This window comes from Sphingomonas echinoides ATCC 14820, assembly GCF_000241465.1.
GTDB lineage: Bacteria > Pseudomonadota > Alphaproteobacteria > Sphingomonadales > Sphingomonadaceae > Sphingomonas > Sphingomonas echinoides.
Genome location: NZ_JH584235.1, coordinates 2,343,018 through 2,367,749, shown reverse-complemented (window position 1 = coordinate 2,367,749; position 24,732 = coordinate 2,343,018). Strand labels below are relative to the sequence as shown.

27 protein-coding genes are annotated in these 24,732 nt (G+C 63.6%); 22 read left to right on the top strand and 5 right to left on the bottom strand.

Annotated features, from left to right (window positions below):
• The first annotated feature begins 65 nt into the window (after positions 1–65).
• Entirely contained in the window at positions 66–803 is a 738-nt protein-coding gene (locus ON00_RS11110) for a dienelactone hydrolase family protein (protein ID WP_245535567.1), read from the top strand.
• A 43-nt stretch (positions 804–846) separates the two neighbouring features.
• Here the strand turns inward: ON00_RS11110 and ON00_RS11105 are convergent, their stop codons facing one another.
• Both ON00_RS11105 and ON00_RS11100 read right to left on the bottom strand, forming a co-directional pair.
• The gene (locus ON00_RS11105) at positions 847–2,028 is read right to left on the bottom strand and encodes a hypothetical protein (RefSeq protein ID WP_029622714.1); all 1,182 of its coding nucleotides are present in this window, start codon (positions 2,026–2,028) and stop codon (positions 847–849) included.
• 75 nt (positions 2,029–2,103) lie between these two features.
• Entirely contained in the window at positions 2,104–3,465 is a 1,362-nt protein-coding gene (locus ON00_RS11100) for a phospholipase D-like domain-containing protein (RefSeq protein ID WP_029622713.1), read from the bottom strand.
• Between the two features lie 323 nt (positions 3,466–3,788).
• On the opposite strand from ON00_RS11100, the gene ON00_RS11095 reads away from it, so the two are divergent.
• From ON00_RS11095 to ON00_RS11075, 5 genes are all read left to right on the top strand, one after another.
• Positions 3,789–5,888 carry a ParB/RepB/Spo0J family partition protein gene (locus ON00_RS11095; RefSeq protein ID WP_010405811.1) on the top strand — a complete coding sequence of 700 codons (2,100 nt, stop codon included), beginning with the start codon at positions 3,789–3,791 and terminating at the stop codon, positions 5,886–5,888.
• 129 nt (positions 5,889–6,017) lie between these two features.
• Positions 6,018–6,971, top strand: coding sequence for an ArdC family protein (locus ON00_RS11090; RefSeq protein ID WP_010405810.1), 954 nt, complete (start codon positions 6,018–6,020; stop codon positions 6,969–6,971).
• 11 nt (positions 6,972–6,982) lie between these two features.
• Positions 6,983–7,300 carry a DUF5983 family protein gene (locus ON00_RS11085; RefSeq protein ID WP_010405809.1) on the top strand — a complete coding sequence of 106 codons (318 nt, stop codon included), beginning with the start codon at positions 6,983–6,985 and terminating at the stop codon, positions 7,298–7,300.
• A 30-nt stretch (positions 7,301–7,330) separates the two neighbouring features.
• The gene (locus ON00_RS11080; RefSeq protein WP_010405807.1) at positions 7,331–7,939 is read left to right on the top strand and encodes a DUF6927 domain-containing protein; all 609 of its coding nucleotides are present in this window, start codon (positions 7,331–7,333) and stop codon (positions 7,937–7,939) included.
• Positions 7,940–8,178: 239 nt separating this feature from the next.
• Positions 8,179–8,694, top strand: coding sequence for a thermonuclease family protein (locus tag ON00_RS11075; RefSeq protein ID WP_010405806.1), 516 nt, complete (start codon positions 8,179–8,181; stop codon positions 8,692–8,694).
• A gap of 15 nt (positions 8,695–8,709) precedes the next feature.
• On the opposite strand, the gene ON00_RS11070 is transcribed toward ON00_RS11075, so the two are convergent.
• Positions 8,710–9,198 carry a hypothetical protein gene (locus tag ON00_RS11070; RefSeq protein ID WP_010405804.1) on the bottom strand — a complete coding sequence of 163 codons (489 nt, stop codon included), beginning with the start codon at positions 9,196–9,198 and terminating at the stop codon, positions 8,710–8,712.
• A gap of 81 nt (positions 9,199–9,279) precedes the next feature.
• On the opposite strand from ON00_RS11070, the gene ON00_RS11065 reads away from it, so the two are divergent.
• From ON00_RS11065 to ON00_RS11005, 14 genes are all read left to right on the top strand, one after another.
• Positions 9,280–10,290, top strand: coding sequence for a deazapurine DNA modification protein DpdA family protein (locus tag ON00_RS11065; protein WP_010405803.1), 1,011 nt, complete (start codon positions 9,280–9,282; stop codon positions 10,288–10,290).
• A 428-nt stretch (positions 10,291–10,718) separates the two neighbouring features.
• Positions 10,719–11,213 (top strand): hypothetical protein, encoded by a 495-nt coding sequence (locus ON00_RS11060; RefSeq protein ID WP_010405802.1) that lies wholly within the window; start codon positions 10,719–10,721, stop codon positions 11,211–11,213.
• A 106-nt stretch (positions 11,214–11,319) separates the two neighbouring features.
• Positions 11,320–11,964 carry a hypothetical protein gene (locus ON00_RS11055; protein WP_010405799.1) on the top strand — a complete coding sequence of 215 codons (645 nt, stop codon included), beginning with the start codon at positions 11,320–11,322 and terminating at the stop codon, positions 11,962–11,964.
• Positions 11,965–11,986: 22 nt separating this feature from the next.
• Entirely contained in the window at positions 11,987–13,138 is a 1,152-nt protein-coding gene (locus ON00_RS11050) for a phosphoadenosine phosphosulfate reductase domain-containing protein (protein WP_010405798.1), read from the top strand.
• Entirely contained in the window at positions 13,135–13,458 is a 324-nt protein-coding gene (locus ON00_RS11045; RefSeq protein ID WP_010405796.1) for a hypothetical protein, read from the top strand. The genes ON00_RS11050 and ON00_RS11045 overlap by 4 nt, the downstream gene beginning before the upstream one ends.
• A gap of 76 nt (positions 13,459–13,534) precedes the next feature.
• Positions 13,535–13,663: a hypothetical protein gene (locus ON00_RS21330; RefSeq protein ID WP_269430337.1), complete on the top strand. Its 129-nt coding sequence runs from the start codon at positions 13,535–13,537 to the stop codon at positions 13,661–13,663.
• A gap of 59 nt (positions 13,664–13,722) precedes the next feature.
• Complete coding sequence (locus ON00_RS11040) at positions 13,723–14,691, top strand: adenine nucleotide alpha hydrolase family protein (RefSeq protein WP_010405795.1); 969 nt, start codon at positions 13,723–13,725, stop codon at positions 14,689–14,691.
• Complete coding sequence (locus ON00_RS11035) at positions 14,688–15,038, top strand: DUF3768 domain-containing protein (protein ID WP_010405794.1); 351 nt, start codon at positions 14,688–14,690, stop codon at positions 15,036–15,038. Before ON00_RS11040 ends, ON00_RS11035 begins: the two co-directional genes overlap by 4 nt.
• Positions 15,039–15,269: 231 nt before the next feature.
• Complete coding sequence (locus ON00_RS11030) at positions 15,270–15,599, top strand: hypothetical protein (RefSeq protein WP_010405793.1); 330 nt, start codon at positions 15,270–15,272, stop codon at positions 15,597–15,599.
• Between the two features lie 210 nt (positions 15,600–15,809).
• The gene (locus ON00_RS11025) at positions 15,810–16,130 is read left to right on the top strand and encodes a DUF7673 family protein (RefSeq protein WP_010405792.1); all 321 of its coding nucleotides are present in this window, start codon (positions 15,810–15,812) and stop codon (positions 16,128–16,130) included.
• A 168-nt stretch (positions 16,131–16,298) separates the two neighbouring features.
• Positions 16,299–16,802, top strand: coding sequence for a DUF736 domain-containing protein (locus ON00_RS11020; protein ID WP_010405791.1), 504 nt, complete (start codon positions 16,299–16,301; stop codon positions 16,800–16,802).
• Positions 16,803–16,938: 136 nt separating this feature from the next.
• Positions 16,939–17,253 (top strand): antitoxin, encoded by a 315-nt coding sequence (locus tag ON00_RS11015; protein ID WP_010405790.1) that lies wholly within the window; start codon positions 16,939–16,941, stop codon positions 17,251–17,253.
• A gap of 11 nt (positions 17,254–17,264) precedes the next feature.
• A complete protein-coding gene (locus ON00_RS11010; RefSeq protein ID WP_010405789.1) occupies positions 17,265–17,663 on the top strand; it encodes a type II toxin-antitoxin system VapC family toxin in 399 nt (132 codons plus the stop codon).
• 344 nt (positions 17,664–18,007) lie between these two features.
• A complete protein-coding gene (locus ON00_RS11005) occupies positions 18,008–18,328 on the top strand; it encodes a single-stranded DNA-binding protein (RefSeq protein ID WP_010405787.1) in 321 nt (106 codons plus the stop codon).
• Positions 18,329–18,370: 42 nt separating this feature from the next.
• On the opposite strand, the gene ON00_RS20900 is transcribed toward ON00_RS11005, so the two are convergent.
• The gene (locus ON00_RS20900; RefSeq protein ID WP_169313331.1) at positions 18,371–18,535 is read right to left on the bottom strand and encodes a hypothetical protein; all 165 of its coding nucleotides are present in this window, start codon (positions 18,533–18,535) and stop codon (positions 18,371–18,373) included.
• A gap of 133 nt (positions 18,536–18,668) precedes the next feature.
• Positions 18,669–19,316 carry an AbiU2 domain-containing protein gene (locus tag ON00_RS11000; protein ID WP_010405786.1) on the bottom strand — a complete coding sequence of 216 codons (648 nt, stop codon included), beginning with the start codon at positions 19,314–19,316 and terminating at the stop codon, positions 18,669–18,671.
• 430 nt (positions 19,317–19,746) lie between these two features.
• Between ON00_RS11000 and ON00_RS10995 the strand changes: the two genes are divergently transcribed.
• Both ON00_RS10995 and ON00_RS10990 read left to right on the top strand, forming a co-directional pair.
• Positions 19,747–20,721, top strand: a complete 975-nt coding sequence (locus ON00_RS10995) for a DUF2493 domain-containing protein (RefSeq protein ID WP_029622706.1) — start codon at positions 19,747–19,749, stop codon at positions 20,719–20,721.
• Between the two features lie 167 nt (positions 20,722–20,888).
• Positions 20,889–24,707, top strand: coding sequence for a DEAD/DEAH box helicase (locus tag ON00_RS10990; RefSeq protein WP_010405784.1), 3,819 nt, complete (start codon positions 20,889–20,891; stop codon positions 24,705–24,707).
• Positions 24,708–24,732: the final 25 nt, after the last annotated feature.

The window sequence follows — 24,732 nt, the reverse complement described above, 5'->3', positions numbered from 1 at the left end:
TCTCGCATCCCTAAGAAATAAGTCCACCGGCGCTGGCAGTTCGCCCGACCAACTCAGGACTAAAGATGATGGCTCATGAGCAGGCAATAATCACGACTCGCAGCGGCGAAATGTCGGTCGACCTGTTTACGGCTGACGATGGGACCCCGGCACCCGCCATCATATTTTACATGGACGCCGGCAGCATCCGGCCGGCTACGCTCGCGATGGCGGCGCGCTTATCGGAAGCGGGCTTCGTCGTGCTGCTGCCTGATCTTTTCTATCGCTATGGGCCTTATGGCCCGCTTGACCCCAAGGAGGTGTTCAAGGGCGATGTAAAGGCGATCCTTGGCCCACTCATGGCAACGACAGGTAATGCGAGGTCCGCTGAGGACACCGATGCGCTCCTCGCTTTTCTCGACAGCCGCACGGAGGTCGCGGGTGTTAAGGTCGGCGCCGTCGGCTTCTGCATGGGAGGCGGTATGGCCATCGCAGCAGCTGGCACCCGACCCGATCGCTTCGCCGCGGTCGCGAGCTTCCACGGCGGCAATCTGGCAACCGAGGCCCCCGACAGCCCACACTCCTATGCAACCCGCCTGGACGCGGAACTCTACATCGCTGTGGCCGAGAATGACGGCAGTTATCCGCCCGCGATGGCGGAGCAATTCGAGCACGCTCTGAACGAGGCAGGCGTCAGCTATCGCAGCGAGACATACCCTGCCGCGCACGGATGGATGAAGCCCGACTTCCCCGTCTATGACGAGACGGCGGCAGAGCACGGTTGGCGTGAAATGCTGGCTTTCTTCCGTCGAACCCTTCGGTGACGGTTTGCGCTTTCGTGCGTCGAGTGGCTCTAATAGCTCGCCATCAGCCAATCTGCTTGGGTGCTTCTGGTTGGTCCGTGGCCAATCGATCCTCCTCGCTTCGAGCAGGATCAGTATCCTCACCGCAATGAGCCGCAACTGCGGGGGGAGTCTCGCGGCGGCGACGCAATCTCGCGACGCTTATGCCTACCAGGTGCCGGGCGCGTTTGCCGACCTGCAAGAGGCGCTTGGCGGCCTTGGTGAGATCGTCGGCCACGGCTGAAATCGCCTTCCCGAATTTGATCGAGAGCGCGAGCACGAGAATATACGGCCAGAGTTGTTGCTGCAGTTTCCGGCTGTTCTGCTGGATCGGGGTGGGCGTCTTGTTGTCCTTAGCCGCCTGAAGATCGCGCGCGAACTTCGCTCGGGTGCGCGCCCGATTCTGTTCCTCTGCCTGCCAGGCATCAAGTGTTTTCAGGCCCTCTGCGGTCCGATCGTCCCGGCTAGCACACCAGCTCAGCTGTCCGAGCAGAACGACTGCGTGTTCCGATTGGACGCTGATAAACGGCTCGGCAATCGCGCGCTCTTGGGCATCAGACATGCTGTCGAAAATCTGGCGGTCATGGGCGATATTGCGCGCCAGTGCCGCTTTCAGCATTGCCTCATCACCACCCTTAGACAATTGCCCAAGGGCGGTCTTCAGCCTGTCGAATGCACCGAGCGAGAGGCTGCTATCTTCCGCAAGCCTGTCGACATACGCCAATCCGGCCCGGCAAAAGCGATCCTCCGCGCGAGCGAGTGCGACCGGGTCCTCAGTGAGGGGAATCGCGAATTCGCCGAACACCGCTTTGATCGCTCTGGCATGCTCGCTATGCGCCCCGCAGCCCGGCGTCGTGCTCCCCTCGCAGACCTCGCCGAGGCTGCGCACGGACGCAAACCAGTCGAACCGCGCCGATAAAAGGGCTGCCGGCGTCGGCTGAAGTTCAACGTTCGGCTGCGGATTGGCGCGCGCACGCCACGCCTCCTCTGTGGCCGTCCGATTGGCTTCGATCTTGAGCAGGGTCCGATTGATGTCGTTGCTGAGGAAAAGCAGCACGATGCCAAGCGCCGCCAGTGGATAATAGACAACGTCGGCCCAGCGCCACAGCCACAGCTTCGGCTTTGTCCAGCCCCACGCACCGACGCCCAGGAACGCGGTCGCCGAGAGCACGAGCAGGAACACGTCTTCCGCGCTCAACATCTCCACCGCGCCGATCCGGACTGGACGCCCCGAACCACAACATGGTTGGCTGAGAGGAAAGGCATCAAAGGCCTCCGCAAATCATGGCAGGTACCAATCGTCGTCCTCCCACGGCTGCTCGATAAGACCACTCTCCATGGCTTCGCGAAAATCCACCGACGCCGCCAAACTGGGGTCATCGAGCCATTCGAGAATCGACTTCACGATGATCGGACGCGTTGCTTCCGACGCCCGATAGGCGAAATCATCGAAGAAGGATTCTATGAAATCCTCAACCGCAGTACCATCGGCCCAAATATCCGGCATGTCCGTCATAACAACGGATCGAGCGTAGCGCTGGACAGTGTCCGGGTCAGTCAAGCTCCTAACTCTATTCGCCAGGAACTTGCCAAAGCGGGCTTCGCGGTTTGAGATCGGCCTGGCGTCAATCCCCTGCCTCTCGAGAAACGAACCCATGGAGACCACATGATCCTCAAGCGCGTTCCGCACGGCCGCCTGTCCTTCCGGAGGCCGTAGAGCCTGACCGATACGGACCAGACGCTCTGCTCGGGCGGCTTCTTCATGCGCAACTTTACGTCTGAGGCGGGAGGCATAGGCATCGGGCATCCACCGGCCAAAAACCGTGTCGATCGAATACCGCGCCACAGGGACGCGGCTGGCCTTGGCTCCGACGATAAACGGATCATCCTGCATATCCTCGGGCAGGGCGCTCCTGAGATTAAACCCGAATCCCTTGGTTTCAGGGCTGGCATGGCTGACCCCCGACGAGCCCGCCAGCGCAGCAGCGAGCTGTTCGCGATGCTCGGGTTCGATGTGGAATGCATTGAAGGTGAAGAGTCGGTGGACCGGCGGCTTGTGACAAAGGACACCGGTCATGATGAAATCGCGCAAGGAAGCAATTCCGCTGGTCGGCTTGGTACGGCTGACATCAGCGGCTTTGGCGAAAGCGGCCGCGACATAGGAGGATAGCGCGTCGTGCCGTCCCGCAAAGCGCACCATCAACTCGTGCCGGCTACTGCCCGGATTCGCCGAACCCACAAACCACATTGGTTGGGTCGTGTGCAGAAAACGGTAGAGCTTGGTGTGGAAGTGGACCGGCTTGCTGTCGACGATTGAAACAATAGGGTCGACGAAGCGCAGATCGATCAAAGCCTTCCTCAGCCGGCGCATGTCCTCCCACGTCTTAGGAATGGATGAGGCAGCGTCGAGGCCAACTGCGATCCTAATCCGGCAGGTCCGCCGCTTTGCCGGGGGTACATTTCGACAGAGCGCGATAAGCGGTTCAACACTGTAGAAGCCGCCGAGTATTGTAATCTCGGTCGCCGTCTTCGCTGCTTCATTCAGCGCATCGCCAAGATGTTCGTATTCGACGTCGTCAGCGAGATCGATCAGGTCGGGACGACCGACAAAAATGATGGGTGATAGTCCGCGTCTGCCCGTCATCCGCGGCTCCCCCATCGGTTGATGACCAGCTTAGGATTTGAGGGGGACACCAAGCAAGACCGAAACGAAGTTCAGTACTTCGAGCGCTACATCCAACGCGTCGGGTTTTAGGCAGGTCGCCCCAACGCGATGACGGCGACCTTAGGCGGGTTCGCAACACCTTTCCCCATTAGTCTGGCCGCTGGTTCCGACCGCTACGCGCGGGTTCGCTGACGCATGACCCATGGGGGCCTTCGGCATCGTCTCAAGGCACCCTGGGAAAGAGGGAAGGGGGATCGGGAGTGGTGTCCGGGATGTGCCGGATGCCAGAAGGAGTTACTCCAGTGATCCAGACCATGAAGCTCAACAAGCTCCGTCTCTCGCCAATCAATGTCCGCCGACTGCCCGAAGAAAAGCTGCAGATTCCGCAGATGGCGGCCGATATCGAGGCGCGAGGCGTTCTCCAGAACCTGCTCGTCACGCCGGCCAAAAAACCACGCGGCACCTTTGAGGTGTTCGATGGTGGCCGCCGCCTTCGCGCGCTTCAGCGTCTCGCCGACGCAGGCACGATCAAGGCCGACGACTATGACGTGCCCGTGATGGTGCTTCAGGCCGATGAGGCGACGCTCTCCGAAACCTCGACGGCGACCAACTTCCAGCAGCTCAAAATGACGCCGGCCGAGGAATGCCGCGCGTTCCAGCACTTCATCGGAACGAGTGGCGATATTGATGCTGTCGCCAAGCGATTCGGCGTCACGCGTCGTTTCGTCGAAGGACGCCTCCGTCTCGCCGCCCTTGCCGAGCCGATCTTCGAAGCCTTGAGCTCCGGTGAAATCACCCTCGACGTCGCCAAGGCCTATGCGTCGACCGAGAACCAGGAGAAGCAGCTTCTGGTCTGGAACAACTACCAGAACAGCTATGTGAACGCTGACACGATTCGTCGCGTCATCGCCAACGAGACCCTGAAGGCGAATGACCCGATCGCCATTCTGGTCGGCGAGACCCGCTATATTGACGCGGGGGGCAAGATCGATGGCGACCTGTTCACCGACGGCAACGACCGGTGGGTCGATCCCGAGATCGCGCATCGGCTCGCCGGCGAGATCATGGAAGCCGAGGCCAAGCGCGTCGGCGAGGAGACCGGTCTTGCATGGATCCGACCGATCGCCAGCAACTACGCGCATAATGCGGCGCACGGTCTCTATCGGGCCATCCTTCGCCAGCCCGACCTGACTGAGGAACAGGCGCTTCGCCTGACCGCAATCGACGAGCGGCGTTCCGAGCTCGAAACCGAGATGCAGGACGAGTCTCTCCTCGAAGAAGACTTCAAGTTGCTCGACCAGGAAGATGATCGCCTGATCCAGGAGGCCGAGGCGATCGAGAACCGCGCACCCGTTCTCCCGGACGAACTGAAAGCGCATGTCGGCGCGTTCCTGCTCCTCACGCCGCAGGGTGCGATGGTACTCGACACCCAATATTACAGCGAGCAGCAGATCCTCAGCGAGGAGCCCGCTGACGACGAGGGCAGCGAGGGCGAGGATGGCGAACGGTCGTCAGGTGGTTTCCGCATCGGCGGCCCCAAGCCGTCCGAGCCGAGCCATCGCCCCGAGGCCGTGGCGCCGGGGGGCAAGCCGCTCAGCTCCCGCCTCTATGACGAACTGGCGATGCAACGCCGTGACATTCTCGCGTCCTGCCTCCTCGCCCAGCCCGCACTGGCGCTCGACTATGGGTTGTTCGTGATGGTCGATGCCCGGACCAAGACGTCGAGCCGCTACACCTACAACTCGACGAAATACGGAACCACGATCCGCGCGAGCGGGCCGCAGGACCCGAACACCGGCGACATGCCCACGTCGCGCGCGCGGGACTATCTGGCGGAGGCTCATGAAAGTCTCGACGCGGGCTGGACCGAGCACGAAAACGAAGTCGAACGCTTCGAGGGCTTCCGGGCGCTCGACGATGACAGCAAGGCTAACTGGCTTGCCTACATCGTGGCGATCTCGCTCGAGGCGAAGCCGGGCATCAGCAACGAGCAGATCCCCCTTCACAACCGACTGGCATCGATCCTCGAAATCGATGTCGCCAGCTGGTGGCGCCCGACGTCGGAGAACTTCTTCGACCGGGTGAACAAGGGCAGTATCCTCAGCCTTCTCGACGAAGTGGGCGGGCCCGCGCTCAGCGGCCGGCATGCCTCGCTCAAAAAGACCGAGATCTCAGCGAGCTGCGAGAAGCTCTTCGCAGGCGACACAATCGTCGAAGCTGAGGTCAAGGAAGCGGCCCTCGCCTGGGTACCAAACGCGATGCGGTTCCTCGACAGGCAGCCCGAGGACGTCGTCATCGAGGCCGATGAGGCAGAACATGACGAAGACGATTCGGGCGGTGTTGCCGACGCGGCCGCTGACTCGTCCCAGGCTGGCGACGAGGTGCTCGAACCCGCTGCCTGACCGCTGAGCGGGGCGGGGCCGGCGGCGTGCCGGCGGTTCCCGCCCCATCACTCGTCCTCCTGCTGGGCACCAGTCCGCCGATGCACAGCACCGGCGGCCCCTTGTGCCCGTTTTCCGGAGCTGATCGTCATGTCCGCTACAGCGAAACCGAGCCGCGATGTCGCGGCAGAGATCACCAACCTTATCATCAAGAAGCTCGAGGAGGGCGTTCCGCCCTGGAGTCGTCCCTGGCGCGTCCAGGGAAGCGGTGGCCGGCCGCTCCGTCATTGCGGCACGCCCTATACTGGCATCAACACTTTTTACCTCTGGGCGATCGGCGACGCGCAAGGGTACCGGTCGCGCTACTGGATGACGTACCGCCAGGCCGAGGCGCTCGGTGGCCATGTCCGCCGCGGTGAGGTCGGCTCACTGTCGGTCTATTATTCAAGCTTCAAGAAGACCGAGGCGAACCCTGTCACTGGTGCCGAAAAGGAGCGAAGCATTCGCTTCCTGCGCCACTACATCGTCTTCAACGCCGACCAGATCGACGGCCTTCCAGCTCATTACTATCCGGCGATCGAAGATCCGGCGCCGATCGATCCTTCGCAGCATCAGGCGGCGATCGATGCCTTCTTCGAGGTAATCCCAGCCGAGGTCCGGCATGGCGGGGATCAGGCCTTTTTCACGCCCACCCTCGACTACATCCAGATGCCGCATCAGCGGACCTTTCGGACGATGGACCATTACGCATCGGTCCGGGCGCACGAGACCACCCATTGGACCGGCGGCACCAAGCGCCTGGCGCGCACTTTCGGGAAACGGTTCGGCGACAAAGCCTATAGTTTCGAGGAACTGGTTGCCGAGATCGGCAGCGGTTTGGTCTGCGCCCATCTCGGTCTCCCGAACGAGCTGCATGACAGTCATGCCAGCTATGTCGGCCACTGGCTGGGTATCCTGCGCGGCGACAAGACCGCCATCATCCACGCGGCGTCCAAGGCCGAGCAGGCATTCAACTACATGATCGCCTTCGGGGCCGATCCCGCCGCAGCCTCGCCGTCCGAGGCATCGGCCGAGGGCGATGAGCTTTTGGCAGAAGCAGCTTGAAGGAGGCTGGCATGACTCTCGAAATCCAAATGCTCGCATGTCTTTCAACCGGACATGTCGATGAGCAAACCGCGCGCGAACTCGATGCTCTTGTCGAAAACCCTCTTCCGACAGCAGCCCGCGACGTCCCCGACATATGGCAGGGCCAGATCGTCGCCGAGCGCTGGCAGCAATATGGATGGTTCGTGTGGGTCCGATCCCCGGGCCGCGACGCCATGCCGTCCTCGCTGCGCGCCTGCCTCACGCTCGCTGAGGCCGCGGGCGCCACGTGGATCCAGTTCGACCGCTACTGCGCGCCGATCGACGCGCTGCAGGTCCACGACTGGTAGTTTTCAAAGCTTATACCAAGGAGACCCGGCATGGGCTGGCTCACAATGTCGCGTTACCACATGGGCGGCCACGCGACCGCCAAGGCGTATCTCGATGCACAGTTCACCTACAGCCGTGACGTGGACGGCGTCGTCAAAGGGTTGAAGCTGCTAGCCTCATCCTGCCCGCAGAACCGGACGTATTACGCCGCCGCCCAGGTCACGGTCGATGGCGTTGGCGGAGAGGTCTTTGCGATCGTCTGTAAGGTGATCTGGAATCCCAAGAGCAAGACCGGCGAGCATTTCGGTTACAAGGACATGGATGAATCGATGGGACCGTGTGAGGACAACTGTCCTGCTCAAATCCTCGATCTCCTGACCCCGACCGACAAGGAGCACGCGCTCGACTGGCGCCGGCGCTGTCGCACCAATCTCGAGCGGCGTGCCCGTAAGATCGAAGACGGCGACCGCATCCAGCTCGCCGCAGCCCTAACATTCACGGACGGCCATGTCGGGGACGAATTCATCGTGGTGAGACGCGGGCGGCGGCTGAGCTTTCGGGACCCCGAGACCAGCATCGGCTATGCAATCAGCCGCTTCATGGAACGAGAATGGACGGTCGTTCCGGTGACCAAAGTCCATAAGACGATATTTGCCTGAGGCCGCGCGTCGGGGCCATGATGTCTGTGAAAAGGATTCGACATGTTTGCCCCAGCACCTTGGCTGTCGCCCAAACGCTACCTCCTGTGCAGCCGTGAAAATGCGCACCGCGTTGCATCCCGGCTTTTTGATGCGCAGCCTGGCCGCGTCAGCATCGTTCGTACCGGAAATCCGTTGCAACCATTTCACGTCTCAACTTCGCCATCGCGCGATGCACATGTCGAGGTTGAGATCGTGTCATGATGCGAGCGATGGTTCTCGCCGCGCTCGTCTTTGCCTGCTGCGGGGCGTCGGCCCAAGTGGCCGCTGACCAGAGCTTCAACGCCAAAGCGCGCGCGCTAGACGGCGACACCGTCGCTGTCGACTTCCGTCTTCTCGGCGTCGACGCCTTCGAACGCCGCCAGCAGTGCGAACGCCGCGGTGACTGCTGGCAGTGCGGAAAGGCGGCGCAGGACTTCGTCGCGAACTTGCTTCGTTCGAAGACGGCCGAAATCAGACTCACCTCATCAAGCACATACGGCCGCCCTGTGGCCACGGTGACCGTCGAAGGCAGCGACCTTGGAGAACGCCTGATTCGTGCCGGGCTCGCCGTCCCCGAGGCCCAATATCTTCGCAGTCCCCGCCGTGCCGCACGCTACGCCGCCGCCTTTTCCCAAGCCAAAGATGCAAGGGCAGGGGCTTTAGCCGGACACTGGATCGAGCCTTCCAATTGGCGGCGTGGAGAGCGTCTTCAGTGCGAGCGCCGATCAGATTGACCTGTCCGTCTGACCTCACGCCGTCAGCGAGGGATCGGCCCACCAGGAAGGCCCCTGTTCAAACTCGGCGTCGAGCTTGACCAACGGTCCGTCGGGAGCGTCCGCCACATAAGGCTTGGCGAGCGGCATGCACCGACCCTTCATCCGTCGAATTTCGCCCGCCACGCGTCCACGACGCTCCAGCAGATCTTCCAGCCATTCGAGGTCGTCGAGCATGTCGACCACACCCCGACCCGCAAGACAGAAATAGATACAGCGCTGGAAATCGTCCGCGCCGTCATTGGCGAGTATCTCGGCGAGCTTTCGCTTGGCCGCTAGGTCGCCCTCGTGCGTCCAGGCGATCGCCTCACGAAGCTCACGAACCGAGTAATAGGCATCCTCAACGTCCATGCCGATGGCTGCGTTCGCGATCATGCGACGTGTCGGCCGGTTGTCGGCATCCAAGGCGGCGTCTCGCAGCGTGATGTCGAGATCAAATCGATCGTGAAAAACGGTCTTCTTCATCGCAAGTCTCCAGCGAGCGGGAACGTAACATGAACACGTGCGGCGGTCAAGCGCATGACTGCTCACCTCCGGAGGGCCATCATGCCGATCGACATCATCGTTGGGCTTCCGCATCTCCGCGAGGGTCCCATCCTCCAGCGCGCCCGGGCGCTGCGGACCACCGCTCTCATTTCGGCCAACGGCCTCTCCCGCTGGGTTGCCAAAAGAGGTTGGCGTGAATGGAGCGGTTGGCGCACCGAACAGCTCGGCAACGCGGGCGACCTTGCCGGTCTCTGTCTCGATTCTGCCGGCTTTGTCGCTGCCTCGCGCTACGGTGGTTTCCCATGGACGCTGGCCGACTATGTCGCTCTTGCAGCGGCGCACCCCTTCCAATGGTGGGCAAGCGCTGACTATTGCGTCGAGCACGAAATCGCCGCCGATCGCGAAGAAGTGACGGATCGCTTGTCGCGCACCATCCGCGCCAATCGCGACTGCTGGCGGCTTGCCAGCGACCACGGCATCGCCGAAAGCATGATGCCGGTCATTCAAGGCCGCACTCCGACCGACTATGAGCGCTGTGCCGACGCGCTGAGCGGGTTGTTTCGCCCGGGAGCGCTGCTGGGCGTCGGCAGCATGTGCCGACGCGATATCCATGGTCCCGAAGGCCTGATCGCGGTGATCGACCACCTTGATCGCGTCCTGCCAGCAGGAATCCGGCTGCATGCATTTGGGGTCAAAGGGACTGCGCTCCCGTTTTTGCTTCCCTATCGCCACCGCGTCGCATCGATCGACAGCCAGGCTTACGGCGTCGGCGCGCGGCGCGCAGCGTTGCGCGGTGGCACCAGCAAGACCGACGCGTTCGTCGCCAATCATCTCGAGCAATGGGTCGATGCGCAGCGCGCTCGGTTGAAAGAGGGGCCTCGCCAGCTTCCTCAGATCCGGCCAGCCCGCCTCAGCCCGCTACCCGTCGACCCGTGGGAGGCGGCCATCGCTCAAGCGCGCGCTGAAATCCGGGACCTGATCGAAGCTGGAGAGCTCGACCATGACGAGCTGACTGCGCCGTGGATCGAGCAATGGGCGGCTGACATCTACCGGGACCTTCTCGCCGGCTGAGAGGGAAGGGGGGCTTTGAGGTCCGATCAGGGAGTGGTCGAAGCTGCTCTCTTGCGCCGAGGAGCTGCCCGCGATGGCCAACACTTTCTACCAAGATCACCATGTCCACCCGCTGATGGGCGCAACCCGGTGAGTCCGCGGTCGACCAAGGCCGAGGTGCGCAATCCGGTCCTGGCTTTACCAGCCGTGGCGCGTTTGCGGGCGCTCAGTCCCGAGGCGCGTCAGGCGCTCCGGGACATACTGCTCGACATCCATCGCGACGCCCGCGTGCGCGCAGAGAGTAGCTGGCGAAGCGGAAAGCCACCGATCGCAGCCTATTGGGCCGCCTGCGGCGTCTACGCCGGCCACATCGCGCGCTCGATCGGCCCGGACTCACACCCGCGGCTTCGTGCGAACCGGTCAACAGCATCCCAAGAGGAGATCACACCATGTTGATCGAACTGCACAAGCTCAGGATCATCAAGGCCCTCTCGGAAGAGACGCCATGCTACACCGCAGAGATATGGATAGACGGTGCGCTCGCCTTCCACGCGAGTAATCGCGGCCATGGCGGCGCGGACGACTATCGCCAGGTCAGCGCGATCACCGAGGCCGAGGTCAATAGCTGGCTCAGGGTCAACCGACCGACGCGCTCGTTCCACGGCATGTCGTTTGAGCCGGATCTCGAACACGAGATAGCGCGCCTGATGGACGAAGCCGAGCATCTCGGGCTGCTTCGGCGGCGCAAGCGCACCAACGTCATCACGATCGAGGACGGGGAGGTCTATACCTATCCGTTGAAAGGCCGGCCCGCGGCAACGCTCATCGCTGCAATACGGGCCAAAAAACCGGACATCGAGATCGTAAACGAGACCGGCGAGGCCGGTCTTGCACGGGCCGTGCGGGTCCTGCTGGCAAAGGCATCGGATCACCAAGAAGGGTGACGCGCGCTCTGCCGGACGCTCCTGGCCGATGGCCAGCGATCGATTGAAAAGGGGAGGGGGAGGGGCCGGGCGAGCGGATTTGCGCTCGAGACCGGAGGCCCACCCCATGCACTATGATGTCGCAATGCGTCACCAACAGGCGCTTGATCCCAGCGCACTGACCACCATCGCCGCCGCGCTCCACGCGATTGATGCGGCCATCACCGACTGCCGCAACGCCGGCAAGGACAGTGAAACGGACCCGGCCGTTATCCTTCTCGCACGCCACCTGGGCGGCGTCTGCGCTCGCGCTGCAGACGACACGATCCTGCGCCGGACCTGTATTGACCAGATCGCAAAGATCCGCCGGCATCCCGTTTTGCGCACGCTCGCTTATCGCGGCGTCGGCTATGACGAGGCAGCCAAGCGCGTCTTTCATGCAGAAGGCCGGGCTGCGATGCGCCGCCTCGCCGAGGCCTTGGAACTAGACGAGCGCAGCTTCGACATTCGCTCGAACAAAGCCGGACCTGCCGTCTCTGGCGAGATCACGCTGCACGGCGAGGAAGTCTGGGTCCGGCTTTCGCTCGGTTGCATGGGGCCGGATACCGAAGTTGCCTTCCGCCAGGTACGCGGTCGCGACGATCACTGCGGTGACCGCAATCGGTGGGCATCCATCAACGAGCTGCTGGCACCCGACCGCTTCGCCGCACGTCTTCGGCGCGAATTGCGCCTGGCCGCCCCAACTAGCCAATCGGCGCGGCTCTTCGCCTGATCCCCACCGCAGGAGCATTACGATGGCCGTTTATCAGTCCGTACCGGCCTGCCCGGCTGTGCCGCCGATCCTTTCTGCGATGCCCAATCTGGCAAACGACTCGGAGATCATCGGTGCGATCCGCGCTGGCGCCCGGATCGTCTTCAATGTTTCAGGCGGCAAGGATTCCAGTGCGGCCATGTTCGCGGTCAATCTCTACCTTGACCTTCTCGGGCATCCGCGCGCGCGACGCATGGCTATTCACGCCGATCTAGGCCGGGCCGAATGGGCATCTACACCCGCAACGGTGGCGCACATCGCCGCGCTCGCGGGCATGCCGCTCACCGTTGTTCGACGGGCGGCCGGCGACCTCGTCGACCGCTGGATCCAGCGCTTCGAAAACGCCAAGCGGCGCTATGAAGCGCTGGAAACCTATAACCTTATAGGCCCCTGGTCTTCGGCCTCACTTCGGTTCTGCCAGTCGGAGATGAAGGCGGCAGTCATCGGCCCGGCGGTGGCGCGGATGTTTCCCGGTGAACGCATCATCTCGGTGCTCGGTCTTCGCCGCGACGAGAGTCACAACCGCTCCGCGATACCCGTCGCCAAGGCAGATCACCGTCATGCCAAGGCCGGAAACCGCCAGGGGACGATCATGTCGCTCTGGCATCCGCTCGCCGACTGGACGGCCGGCGACGTGTTCCGCGCGCACCAGCTCCTCGGCATCCCGCTGCACGAGGCGTATACCGAGTGGGGCTCGACCCGCTTGTCATGCCGATACTGCATATTTGCCTCGCTCCACGACCTCCAGGCTTCAACCGCAGCGCCGCCGAATGGCGAAATCTACCGCGAGCTGGTTGGCATCGAGGCACGCTCGACCTTCCCGTTCCAACCGACACGATGGCTGGCCGACGTCGCACCGCACCTGCTCGGTCGCGCCCTTCACTCAGACATAGTCCGCGCCAAGGCCGACCAGGCGGAGCGTCGGCGCATCGAGGCCGCAATGCCGGCGGGCCTGCGCTATGTTGCCGGCTGGCCGCCACGCCTTCCGACACGCCCCGAGGCCGAGGACATCGCAGCGGCACGGCGCCCGATCCTTGCGCGCCACCGTCTCGAAGATCGCTATTCGTCAGTTACCACCATTTTGGACCGATTCTCAGAATTGATGGCGATTGGCGCCCGAAAGCGCGCCGCTTGATCAGATTCACGGCGAAAATCCGCCGCTTCGAAATCTCGGCATCGATTGATCCCGTTGCCCCGCTTGGCTGGCGCTTCTGGACGCTTGCCGGTTTCCCTGGCGATCCGGTCGAGCCACGGCCCTATGGCGGCTCGCGCTGCCTGCCGCTCGCGATCGTCGACATCGCGGGCCAGCCTCGTTGGCTCTGCGCGATGGAGTTGGACCGCTCGCTCTGGCTCTTCGGCAGCCACGATCTTTTCCCCTGCACGGAACAGGGCGGGGCCGACGCATTCGCTCAAGCCATCATCGATCAGCTTAGGCACCAGGCCAGGCTGCTCTGACAGGGACCCCAATCATGGAAACCACCCGCAGCCTGTGCTGGCGGGAACGTCGCGCCCCACGCCCTTCACCTTTCTCATGATCGAGCTTGCCTCTGGCGAAGGGTGCGAGGGCGTGGCGGAGGCCGCGCGCCGGCTCGAGTTGGCGACGGGCGACATCCAGGGCGCCGCCGAGGCCATCCAACGCGCGGGATCGCCCGCGCGCTGACAAGAGGAGGGGGGCTGAAGAGGCGGCGATTTGCCGCCTTTCAAGCCCGAGGCCTCCCAATGTCTGTCCTGACTCCCCACCGACCCGCCGATTTGCCGAGGCAGCCCGACAGGCTCCTGGCTGGCGCACCGGCGCCGATCGTCCTCGCCTATGGCATCGGCGTCGATTCCACCGCGCTGCTTGTCGAGCTGTCAGCGCGCGGCGAGCCGCCGGATCTGGTCCTGACGGCTGACCCCGGGGCCGAGAAACCAGAGACCTATGAATATCAAAAGCTGATCGCCGCCTGGATGGCGGCGCGGCGCATTCCCTATGAGGTTGTCCGCTACGTGCCCCGACGCTTCAAGCACTGGCCTCCATATTATTCGATCCTCGCCAACGTGCTCACCAATGCGACGCTCCCCAGCATCAGTCTGGGACGCCACAGCTGCTCGCTCAAATGGAAGGTCGCGCCACAGGATGCCTTCCTCAAGCGATGGGCGCCAGCTCAGGCCGCATGGGCGCGCGGGCAGAAGGTGACACGCCTGATCGGCTATGACGCATCCCCTGCCGACACGCGCCGCTATGCCCACGCCTCAGCTATCGACGACCCGCTTTTCAATTGTCGTTATCCGCTTCGCGAGTGGAACTGGACGCGCGACCGTTGCATCGCTCGCATCGAAGCGGCCGGTCTGCCGGTCCCGCCCAAATCGAGCTGCTTTTTCTGCGGCGCGATCCGGCCCGATGAGGTGCGTGCGTTGCCGCAATGGTGCCTGCGCCTGATCGTCCTCATCGAAGCGCGGGCCGAACCGCGCCTTCGCACCGTCGAAGGTCTCTGGCGCCGGTCGACCAAAACCAAGCCCGGCAGGATCACCGATTTCATTCGCGCGGAGCGCCTTCTTTCCGAGGCCGAGGTCGACGCGATCCGCCGCGACGCGCCGACCGAGCTTGTCCGCTTCCAGGACGCCGCCGGCCTCGTGCCAGTGAGCGAGCGTCCGACGATGGAGGAATGGCTCGAGAGCTTCAACGCCGGCCTGATGGAGGCAGCATGACCGACCGAATGTTACGGATCGCCGCGCTCAACGACCGTTGCCGCCAGGGTCTGGATCCGACCGGCCGCATCGTCATCACCGCCGCCTGTCTCGCGACCTTAGCAGAGGAGAGGGGCAAGGTTGCTCAGATTTTGGCCCAGGCCGATTTGATGGCCGCAATTCGGCGATACGTCTTCAGGCCCGAAGAATCTCGCGAGCGGGCGCGCGGCGACCTCGTCGTCGCCGGCCACGCCGTCCGCTTCACGATCGATTATTATGACCTCACGCTCGAATGGGGGTCCGAGGACCCGGCTGACCCGCTGGTCACGGTGAGAGTCATGACGATCATGCTCCCCAGCGACGACTGAGCGTCGCGCAACTTTCCGACACCCAATCCGGAGACCAGCCATGCGGCGAATTACACCGGCCGGGCCCGAACATGGGCAGGCGATAGCAATAGCAGTTGAGCGTCTGCGCGAAGCCCGTACTCTGCTTCGGCAGGCCGGCGCGCGCCAGGCAGCCTCGGCGGCCGGCAAGGCGATCAGCAGCGCCGAGGGCGCTGCCCGGCACGTACAACACAGGATCCGGAGGACGACCCAATGAGCCGGCATGACCTTCAGCCCAAGGCCGATCAGCCGCATGTCGTGCGCGCGACCGTCGGTTGGGACCGTCCACTGCAGACGTTCTTCGCACAGGTGTTCTTCCGCACCGAGGACGAGCCCGATGAAGGTGAAGCCCTGATCTGGCTCGGCACCGAACCCGGCGAAATGCTGACGCCCGAGGCCGTGATCGCCGTGGTCGCGCCCCATGTCGAAATGCCCCCTGACCTCGCCGAGCGGCTCAACGCTGAAATGCGTCAGACAACCGGCATGAAAGACGGCCGCCATCAGGCCGCGGCCAAGCGGTCGCTCTTCGGCTCGATCCACTGATGCGTTGACGCGCTCCCGCTCGCGGCCACGCTCGCGTCGAGCCGTCTTCACTCATCCACACGCGTCGCCGGCATTGCCGGCAGCGCCCACCATCGCGTGCCCGGCGCACCGATGATCTAGGAGCCGTTTGGTAACACCACTCCGCCTCCGATCGACTTCGCGGTTGCGCCACAGATGCAGACCTATAGCTTCGTCGCCCGGAGACAGACGATGACCTCGATTCCGACCGATTATGATGCGGCGCGCGCGGCGCTGACGCGCCTCTTACCGATCGCGATGTCCGACACCGGCCAGGCGCGTCGCGTTGCCAACTTCCTGATGGCCTGGTGGAACGGCCCGGACCTGGGCCATTTCGAGATCGCCGATATGTTCGGCCTCGACGTTGCTATCGCCAACGACATCACGACGGTCATCGGCTTTCTCGGTCAGAACGACCGCGGCGCCGTCTATATCGACAGCCTGGGGTTCGCCGAAGAGATGCAGGACATTATCGCGCTGTGGCGCAAGCCGGCAACGCCGCTCACAAACTGACGTCTTCTTACGCCCCTGAGACGATCAGGAACGACCCGACGGCGCCGAAGAGGCGTCCGTCGGAGCGGCGCTGGCGCGCCTTACTCGGCCGAACGGCCGAGGAGCTGAGTGGGTGAGAGAGTGTGTTCGGACAAGGGGTTCGAGCAACACAACTCAAGGAGACTTCCCATGAACATCGGCACCATCACCCAGAACGCCAGCGGCACCTACACCGGCAAGATCTCGACGCTCACCGTCGCGATCGTGATCGCACTGCGCACCGTCCAGTCCGCCAACCCGCGCGCGCCAAAGTTCGAGATCCTTGCGCTTTCGGCCGCCCGCCAATGGGTTCAGGTCGGCGCGCTGTTCGAGCTATCGTCCAACTCGACCGGCGAAAGCTTCCTCAACGGCAAGATCGAGGATCCGAGCCTCGACAAGCCGCTCTACGTCTCGGCATTCCGCCAGGAGGACGGCTCGTACAACATCGTCTGGTCGCGCCCGACCCGCCGCCGCGACGCACCGACTGACACGGTCGCGGCCGACGACGGCCTGCCGCCGCTGCCGGGCGCCGACGAGCCAGCTGCTCCTGCGGGTGGCGACGGTCTGGGTGAATCTTCGGCCGACGGCGCGTTCGGAAGCGAGCCCGCGACGCCCGGTGGCCGCAAGCGCCGCACGCCCGAAATGGCCGACTGACCGGTCACAACCCGTCCTCTGACGCGCTCCATACCCAGCGCGTAGATCCTGGCAGGGCTCGCTTCGCTCACCTGGCGAAGCGGGCCCTGTTTTTCGTTCGCCCGAATCCGTCATCCTGCGCGGTCGGCGCACTTGCATGCTCGCCAACCATGTATATGTTGATGTATATGCAAAGGAGGCCGTCGTGGCAGCTAATCATCCTCAGGCTTCAGTCTCGCGTGAAGTGAAGCTTTTTCGAAACAATAAAAGTCAGGCGGTGCGTATTCCCGCCGACTTCGAGCTGCCCGGCGACCGAGTGATGATACACCGCGAAGGCGACCGACTGGTGCTCGAGCCGATCAGGCGCAAAGACATCCTCGAAGTGCTCGCAAGCCTTGAGCCGCTCGGACCCGACGACCAATTTCCTGATATCGACGATACGCTCCTGCCAGCCAGGGCAATCGACCTGTGAGCAAACTCTACATGCTCGACACCAACATCGTGTCTGAGCTTGCGCGAAATCCTCACGGTATCGTCGCCTCGCGCATCGCCGAGGTCGGGCCAGACGCGATATGCGTCAGCATCATCACCGCGGCGGAATTGCGGTATGGCTGCGCGAAGAAGGGATCGCCCAGACTGCTGGCACAGATCGAAGCAATCCTCGGAAGCGTTCAGGTGCTCGCCCTCGATGTACCCGCCGACACCGAATATGGCGGGATCCGTGCCGAGTTGGAGAGCGCGGGGAAACCGATCGGTCCGAACGACCTCTTCATTGCTGCCCATGCCTATGCACTAGATGCGACGTTGGTGACGGCCAACGTCGGCGAATTTTCCCGCATCCGCGCGCTCACCGTCGAAAACTGGCTCACCGACCGCCCCTGAATCGGCGACTGGCCTGCCAAACCTGATGTCGCCTTCCGGCTTCTCCCGGTGAACGAGACTGCGACGCACAGCGGGACGGACTATCGCCGAGACCGTAGTGGACTGATGGTGCAAAGCTATCCTCGTCAGGTTCGCCGGCCTTCCTTCGCCTTTGACTGACACCTGCGGCGGACGGTCTCGCATCACAACCCCATCCAGTCGCCCGTGTTGCCGCTTCGCGGCTGCCCGCGCCAGCTCCCTCCAGGGGTTTCCCTCCGCATAGCGCTCCGGTGCGATGCGATCCCGCACGCCGCTCTTCGGTGTCACCGGCGGGAAGGCCGTCGGACCCAACAAGGAGCACGTCCATGAACATCGTCAACATCACCGGCCGCGTCGCCAAGGATCCCGAGACCCGCAGCACCGTCACCACCCTCATCGTCGCGACCGACCGCGTGAAGCTCAAGGACGGCAAGACCTACGTCGACGAAGCCACCGGCTACACGGCCAAGGAGACCGAATTCCACAAGGTCACCTGCTTCAACGGCCTCGGCAAATCCGCCGCAACCCGCGAGAAGGGCAACGTCGTCGCGATCTCCGGCCGGATCCACTATTCGAGCTGGGAAGACCGTGACGGCGTGAGCCGCTACGGCTGCGAGATCATCGCCAACAGCATCGACTTCTTCTGACCAACCCGGGGCGGCGCCTTACGGCGCCGCCTCTCGTTCGCTTTAAGCCGGCCGCGCCAGCAGCTCGGCAACGCTTTCGGCGAACCCCTGGGCAAGCAAGGCTTCGTCGCCCGTGAGCCGAATTTCGTCCGCCATGCTTTTGTCGAGGAGCGCCTTCAGCCTGTCGGCCAATGCCCGCGCCGCGTCCCTGATCATCGCTTCATCCATGCTGAACCTCGTGGGATCGACATCTCGCCACGCGCGATTCCGCGTGATCAACTGGGCGGCTGTTCGCCGACTCCGACTATAGCGCAAGTGAAGGCGGCCGACATGCCGGCAACAGCTTCGACAGTCGTAAAGTTCAATCGAGCTGTCCCGGAAAATTCTCGCGGCGTCCGGCCTCCAGATTGCGGACCATATTATCGATCCCAATCTCCAGGAACTCGGCGACGTGAAAGTTTGCCGTCTCCCTGAGCTTCCATTGATGCTCGGTGACGATCGCGATCACGACGTTGACCAGTTCGATGACGGCCGAATCCTCCAGCGGGAAATCGACGTAAATCCGCTCAGGCTCGCGAAAATAGCGCTTGTCGAGGTGCGCGAAGAACTTGTCCCGGCGGCCCATGATCGCGGTGATGGTCGCGCGTTGCGCCTCCAACCGCGCGACCTGCTCGTCGAACGTCTCGGCGGGCGGGGTTCCGGCCTTCCACGTGATGTGCGTACGGTTGGTCACGCAGAATTTGAGGAAAGCGAAGATGCTTCCTTCCGATCGGCCCGGATCTTCGAGCAGACGCGCCGCTGCTAGATGGAGATCGATCTCGGCCGAGTGCATCAGCGGATAGAGCATCGGCTCGATCTTCCAGAGCTTCTCGCCATGGATCTCGCGCTGGCGAAGGAGCTGGCGGTATATGGCGAGCTTTGCGACGAGCCCCGGCGGCTCGTTCGCATGGAGCAGTGTCGCATAGCGCGACAGTCGCGCCTCGTAATTTGTCTGGAGCTCGGCCTTCATATTTCGTCCTTCCTCCGCCGGGGCGGCATATGTCGGCGCATCCCGGCCGCGGCCGGGACCGGCGCTCTACTCGGCTAACGCCTCCCGAAGCCCCGGTGCCCGGGTCTTCGCCCTGCGGGTAACGATCACCTTGCGGTGGCCCTTGGGGCGAGGGGGTACCTTAAAAAATCTCTCTCTCTGAATGCCTAGATATGACGTGCGGGGATCCGAGCCCGTCAAGGATGAGCGGTTCCCCCAATTTTCGCGCGGCCCGCCACTCTCGCTTCGCTTCGTTCTGGGCCCCGATAAAATCGGCTCCCCCACTCCCCGCTGGCGCGGCGTTAACCGGGGTCCGGCTGCGCCGGCTTCCCGGTTAACGTCCCTGACTGCCACGACCGCCGCACGTCGAATGAGAAGCCTCATCGAATGGATGAGATTCATGGAGGCTATCATGACCAACTTCACCAACTTTGCCGACCTCGCCAGCCACATTGCGGCCGCGCGCGAAAATGAAGACCTGACCCAGACCTATGAGGGAGCGTTCATCGAGCATAGCGAGATGGCGAAACTGAGCATTGTCGAAGCGCCCGAGGCGCTGGACATGCCCGATCCGGAGCAGGTGCGAGCGGCTGTCGAAATGATGATGCAGACGATGTTCGATGTGCTGCGCGACACGCGCATGGAGCCGTTTGCCACCGATCTGGTCTGGGGGTTCGCCAACAGCTTCCATGTCGTCGCCAAGCGGATCGAAGGGCGGGAGGACGACGCTGCGAAGAAGCTGGGAGAACTCGCCCGTGCTTACGATCCGTCAGAAATCTACGCGACCGAATTGGAGGACACGCAGCTGCTCTGCCAGACGCTGCAGGGGTGCCGCGAGGCCATGGAGTGCATGCGCGACCACGCCGCCGAAATGTACCGCGTCGAGACCGGCAAACCATTCTCCCCGGTCCGGGGAAGCCGGGTGTCGAGCGCGCTCAACGCCTCGATGATCGATGCCCGCGACTATCTGGCCTCGCGTGCCCGGGAGCGGCGCGAGCAGTTCGCCCCCGAGGGACCGGTGGTGGCATTCTCCGGAGGACAGGCATGGGAAGATGCCGATCTGCTCTGGAACGGACTCGATGGCATCAAGGCGCGCATCCCGGAAATGATCCTTGCGACCACGGCTCAGGCCAAGGGCTGCGATGCCGTGGCGCACGCTTGGGCGGCCTCGCGCGGCGTGAAGGTCATACAGTTCCGGCTTGACCGGAGCCAGGGCAACCGCGCCGCCTTTGTCCGCAACGACCGCATCCTCAACCTCAAGCCGGTTGAAGCCGTCATCTGCGAAGGGTCAGGCATCCAGCAGAACCTCGCACAGAAGCTGCGGCAGGCCGGCGTCCCGCTGCACATCGTCCGCCTCGCGCATCAGCGCACCGCACAGCGGGCGTGAGCCCCTTGTGGAGAGGTCCTGGCTGCGGCCGGGGCCTCTCCTCTTTTTCTTTGCGTCGGCATGCGGCGCTCAGGGGCATCGAGCCCCTTCGCGCCGCCCGGGACTGACCTTCGGTCGTGGAACAACCTTTCGTTTCGCCGGCGCAGCAGTCACGATAGGAGGGAGGGATGTTCACGATCCATCCCGACGAAATCAAAGACTTTACGGGCGACCAGCTCGTCGGGCTGCTGCGCCGCCTGCTCTATGCGGAAGCCCGCAAGGCTGGCGTTCCGCTGCGGGGCGTCGAGGTTCCTCTCCAGATCACGGTGGCCGATGGCGGCCAGGACGGAAGCATCTTTTGGGAGGGCGGCAAGGATTCGACCGACTATTTCCCGGGCCGCGACATCGTCTTCCAGTGCAAAGCCAAGGACAGCGGCGACGCACAATGGAAGCGCGAGGTCTGGACGAAGCCGACCCAACCGCCGCGCATCGAGAAAAAGGCGCTGAGCGACGCCGTCCAGGGCGCGCTCGACCGCGGCGGCAGCTATATCGGGATAACCGCCAAGCCGCTTGTGAACCCCAAGCCCGATGACCGCGTCGAGGCGATCCGGCAGGGTATCATCTTGGCCGGTGGCAATCCCGACAAGCTCGCGGCGATCAAGGTCTATGAGGGCAACGCGCTTGCCGCCTGGGCCAGTACACACCCCGCCGTCGCGGTCTGGATCAAGCAGATCAACGCCAGGATCGACCTCGCCGGTTTCTCCACGCTCGATCATTGGGGGACGCGCGCCGACATAACGACGCCGCCCTTCGTCGACAGCCCCGACCGCCGGTTCTCGCTGGGGCCTCAAACCGCCGATGCGATCGACTTCTCGCAGCTCGCCGAGCGCCTGGCGGACGAACTGGACCAGCCTCGGACATCGGCTCGCATCTGGGGCGCCTCGGGTATCGGCAAGACGCGGTCGCTCTATCACGCCCTCAGCACCAGCACCGGCCTGCGCGGGGGCTCGACCGCCGCCAATTTTATCTTCTGCGACTATCGTGAGGTGCGCGACGACCTGTGGAAGGTCGCCAACCAGATCGTCAAGGAGCGCTCCGTCGCAGTCCTCGTCGTCGATGGCTGCCCGCTCGAAGAGGCGCGCCGCCTCAACGAGATCGCGCGCGCGGCCGACAGCGAGCTTCGCATCATCACCCTCGGCGCCGATGGCATCGACCATGACGATCAGTGCGTGATGATCCGGCCCAACCAGGCCGATCGTTCCACCATTCGCGCCATCCTGAAGGCCGGCCTTCCCAAAGCAAAAGGCGACGAACTCGATTATCTTACAGACTTCTGCGACGGCTTCCCCAGGATCGCCGTGCTGGCGATCGAAACCTATGGGAAGAGGAGCATCCTCAAGTCGGCCGACGATGTCGCCCAGCAGATGCTTCACGCCGCCGGTGCCCACCGCGAGACCATCCGCGCTCTGGAATGCCTCTCGCTCTTCGAAAAGCTCTCGCCCGACGACAATCCGGCAGATTTCGACGACATCGCCGAGACGCTCGTCCACATGAAGGGCGAGCTGATGTACGAGAATCTCGTCATCGCCGCAGGGCAGCATCTGGTCGGTCGCAACTATGGCGCGATGAACGCTCAGCCCCGGCCGATCGCCGATTTCCTCGGTCGAAGGCGGCTTGAGTATCTGCGATCTTCGACTCTAGTCGACTTTCTCGATCGGGCGATGCCGCACCACCGCGATGCGACGCTCGCAAGGTGGCGCTATCTCAGGCCGTCGCCGACGTTGAGCGCGGTCATCAACATTCTCCTGCGCGGCATCCTCGCCGACGACAAGATCGTGCATCCCGACGCGGCGGCCTATCTTTCGGCCGTCGTCCGCGTCGAGCCCGATCGCATCGCCAGAGCACTTTTCGACGCCATTGGCCGACCGCCGCTCGACGATCTTGCCGCGATCCCCGTCACCGACGCGCTGATCGACGCCCTGCGGTTTCTCGCGGGCCGAGAGGACAGCTTCTGGGCTGCCGCTCGAATGATCTTGCGCCTCGCTGCCGTCGCCGAGACCGAAGGTTCGCCGCCGATCGTCAGTCTTTTACGCCAGATCTTCCAGGTCGCGGCGGCCGGAACACAGGCTGACGATCGTCATCGCCGTGAGGCGCTGGAGGAGGCGCTGGAAGAAGACGACCCACGCATTCGGCGCGCCGGCGTCGAGGCGCTCGGCGGCATGATCCAGACCTATCTCACCCGCTCTGCGGAGTTCGAGCAGACCGGCGCCGAGCCCTTTCGTCCCGAATGGAGGCCGCCCGACCAGAGCACGATGTACGCCTATTTCAACTGGGCGCTGGAGCGTCTGCGCGAAATCTGGGGCAAAGCCCCGGAACTGCGCGCGGCGATCGAGGAGCATGTCGCGGGCGACTTGCGCAACCTGCTCGCGCCTGAGCTTCTCCCGGCGATCGACGCTTTCGTGCGCGAGGTCGTCGCGGGCGCCGGCCATTATTTCCGCGCCACGAAGAGCATCGGCGACTGGCTCTATTTCGACAGCACGGAAAAGCCGACCAAGTTCTCGCGCGCGGTGCGCGCCCTTTACGACGCGACGCTCCCCAGAGATCCCGTCGACCAGGCCCTGCTCCATAGCCGTTTCTGGATGTCCGACCTCCACGATCCCGACAAGCGCTACGCACAGGACCAGGAGAGACCCGATTATGATCGGTCCGCCAGAATTGTGGCCACGCTCGCGCCCGGCATTGCCGGAGATGATGACCAACGCTTCCGCGCGATCGAGGCGTTCGCCACTCAAAAGCTGAACACGCCTGGCCCCTTTGCTGTCGCCCTTGCCGACCATCTGCCCGATCCGGTGTCTGCGTTCGAGCACGCGGTCCGCGCGCTCGATGCCAGCGGCAACCATGAAGGCGTGAACTTCGTCGGGACGCTCCTCTCAGCGCTCGACAAGCGGCTCACCGAACGGCCTGACGATGTCAAAAAGCTCGTCGGCATGGCGCGAGCATCCGAGATCTTCGCGGCGAACCCGATCTATATACCAACGTCGCTGCGGGTCACCGACGACCGGCTGGACGAGTTCGCCACGGATGTCCGCGAGGGCAAGGTCTCGCCCCGCCAAAGCACGGTGATTTCCCATGGCAGGCGCCTCGAGCAGGTCTCCATGGCCGCGCTCGAGCGGTTCATTGCCGCGTTGCTCGATCGAGGTGAAGACGGCGGCGGATGGGCGGCGCTCGAAATCCTCTCGCTCCTCCTGCACGACAACAAGGCACCGTCGGCCGAGATGATCGAACTGGTGAAGCTCGCCTTGCTTTCGCCCTCGATCGCCGATGATAGCGACGGCCATGCGGCGAACTCGGAGTATAATTACGACCGGCTGTTCCAAGCGCTCGAAGCGTCCGCCGCGATCGACAAGATTTTTGCGCGCGCCGTCGCCCTCCAGATCGAACAGGCCTGCCGCACGACGGGCGCGCGCTACGGCCGTCCTTCGGACGCGCTGCGCGTGGGGCTGGCGATGGTCGTCAGGCACGCACCGGATGAAGTCTGGCCGGTCCTGGCCGGCTTCTACGAGATCGCGACCCGCGTTGAACGCGAGCGCCTGAATGCCATCGTCTCGGCGGCCAAGCCGTTCGCTTATGACGAAACGCGTACCGGCGCCGGCGCACTGTTCGAGGTACCGCTAAAGCTCATGCTCGATTGGGTGAAGGCCGATCCGGATGCCCGAATCGGGTTCCTCCTCACCTTCTTCCCGATCCTTGAGCAAAATGGCGAAGTCTTCGCCTGGCATCCTGCCTTGCAACAGCTCGCCAAGCTCTATGGCGGCCGCAAGCGTTTCCGCGAGGCCCTTCGCGAACGCATCTATCCCAGCTCTTGGGGCGGGTCGCTCAATCCGCATCTCAGCAGCTTCAAGGCGCCGCTCAAGGCCTGGACCGCCGACTGCGTCATTGGTGATTGGGCGACCGGCATGCTCGCTAGTGTGGAGCGGTCGCTGGAGAATGATTTCTACGGGCGCTGAAGTGCCCGGACCCCCCGAGACGGAT

Bases quoted from the DNA above. Each gene is read 5' to 3' on its own strand.
- ON00_RS11110 (WP_245535567.1), top strand. From the start codon at position 66: ATGATGGCTCATGAGCAGGCAATAATCACGACTCGCAGCGGCGAAATG.
- ON00_RS11100 (WP_029622713.1), bottom strand. From the start codon at position 3,465: ATGACGGGCAGACGCGGACTATCACCCATCATTTTTGTCGGTCGTCCC.
- ON00_RS11090 (WP_010405810.1), top strand. From the start codon at position 6,018: ATGTCCGCTACAGCGAAACCGAGCCGCGATGTCGCGGCAGAGATCACC.
- ON00_RS11085 (WP_010405809.1), top strand. From the start codon at position 6,983: ATGACTCTCGAAATCCAAATGCTCGCATGTCTTTCAACCGGACATGTC.
- ON00_RS11080 (WP_010405807.1), top strand. From the start codon at position 7,331: ATGGGCTGGCTCACAATGTCGCGTTACCACATGGGCGGCCACGCGACC.
- ON00_RS11075 (WP_010405806.1), top strand. From the start codon at position 8,179: ATGATGCGAGCGATGGTTCTCGCCGCGCTCGTCTTTGCCTGCTGCGGG.
- ON00_RS11070 (WP_010405804.1), bottom strand. From the start codon at position 9,198: ATGAAGAAGACCGTTTTTCACGATCGATTTGATCTCGACATCACGCTG.
- ON00_RS11065 (WP_010405803.1), top strand. From the start codon at position 9,280: ATGCCGATCGACATCATCGTTGGGCTTCCGCATCTCCGCGAGGGTCCC.
- ON00_RS11060 (WP_010405802.1), top strand. From the start codon at position 10,719: ATGTTGATCGAACTGCACAAGCTCAGGATCATCAAGGCCCTCTCGGAA.
- ON00_RS11055 (WP_010405799.1), top strand. From the start codon at position 11,320: ATGCACTATGATGTCGCAATGCGTCACCAACAGGCGCTTGATCCCAGC.
- ON00_RS11050 (WP_010405798.1), top strand. From the start codon at position 11,987: ATGGCCGTTTATCAGTCCGTACCGGCCTGCCCGGCTGTGCCGCCGATC.
- ON00_RS21330 (WP_269430337.1), top strand. From the start codon at position 13,535: ATGATCGAGCTTGCCTCTGGCGAAGGGTGCGAGGGCGTGGCGGAGGCC.
- ON00_RS11040 (WP_010405795.1), top strand. From the start codon at position 13,723: ATGTCTGTCCTGACTCCCCACCGACCCGCCGATTTGCCGAGGCAGCCC.
- ON00_RS11035 (WP_010405794.1), top strand. From the start codon at position 14,688: ATGACCGACCGAATGTTACGGATCGCCGCGCTCAACGACCGTTGCCGC.
- ON00_RS11030 (WP_010405793.1), top strand. From the start codon at position 15,270: ATGAGCCGGCATGACCTTCAGCCCAAGGCCGATCAGCCGCATGTCGTG.
- ON00_RS11025 (WP_010405792.1), top strand. From the start codon at position 15,810: ATGACCTCGATTCCGACCGATTATGATGCGGCGCGCGCGGCGCTGACG.
- ON00_RS11020 (WP_010405791.1), top strand. From the start codon at position 16,299: ATGAACATCGGCACCATCACCCAGAACGCCAGCGGCACCTACACCGGC.
- ON00_RS11015 (WP_010405790.1), top strand. From the start codon at position 16,939: ATGCTCGCCAACCATGTATATGTTGATGTATATGCAAAGGAGGCCGTC.
- ON00_RS11010 (WP_010405789.1), top strand. From the start codon at position 17,265: ATGCTCGACACCAACATCGTGTCTGAGCTTGCGCGAAATCCTCACGGT.
- ON00_RS11005 (WP_010405787.1), top strand. From the start codon at position 18,008: ATGAACATCGTCAACATCACCGGCCGCGTCGCCAAGGATCCCGAGACC.
- ON00_RS20900 (WP_169313331.1), bottom strand. From the start codon at position 18,535: ATGGATGAAGCGATGATCAGGGACGCGGCGCGGGCATTGGCCGACAGG.
- ON00_RS11000 (WP_010405786.1), bottom strand. From the start codon at position 19,316: ATGAAGGCCGAGCTCCAGACAAATTACGAGGCGCGACTGTCGCGCTAT.
- ON00_RS10995 (WP_029622706.1), top strand. From the start codon at position 19,747: ATGACCAACTTCACCAACTTTGCCGACCTCGCCAGCCACATTGCGGCC.
- ON00_RS10990 (WP_010405784.1), top strand. From the start codon at position 20,889: ATGTTCACGATCCATCCCGACGAAATCAAAGACTTTACGGGCGACCAG.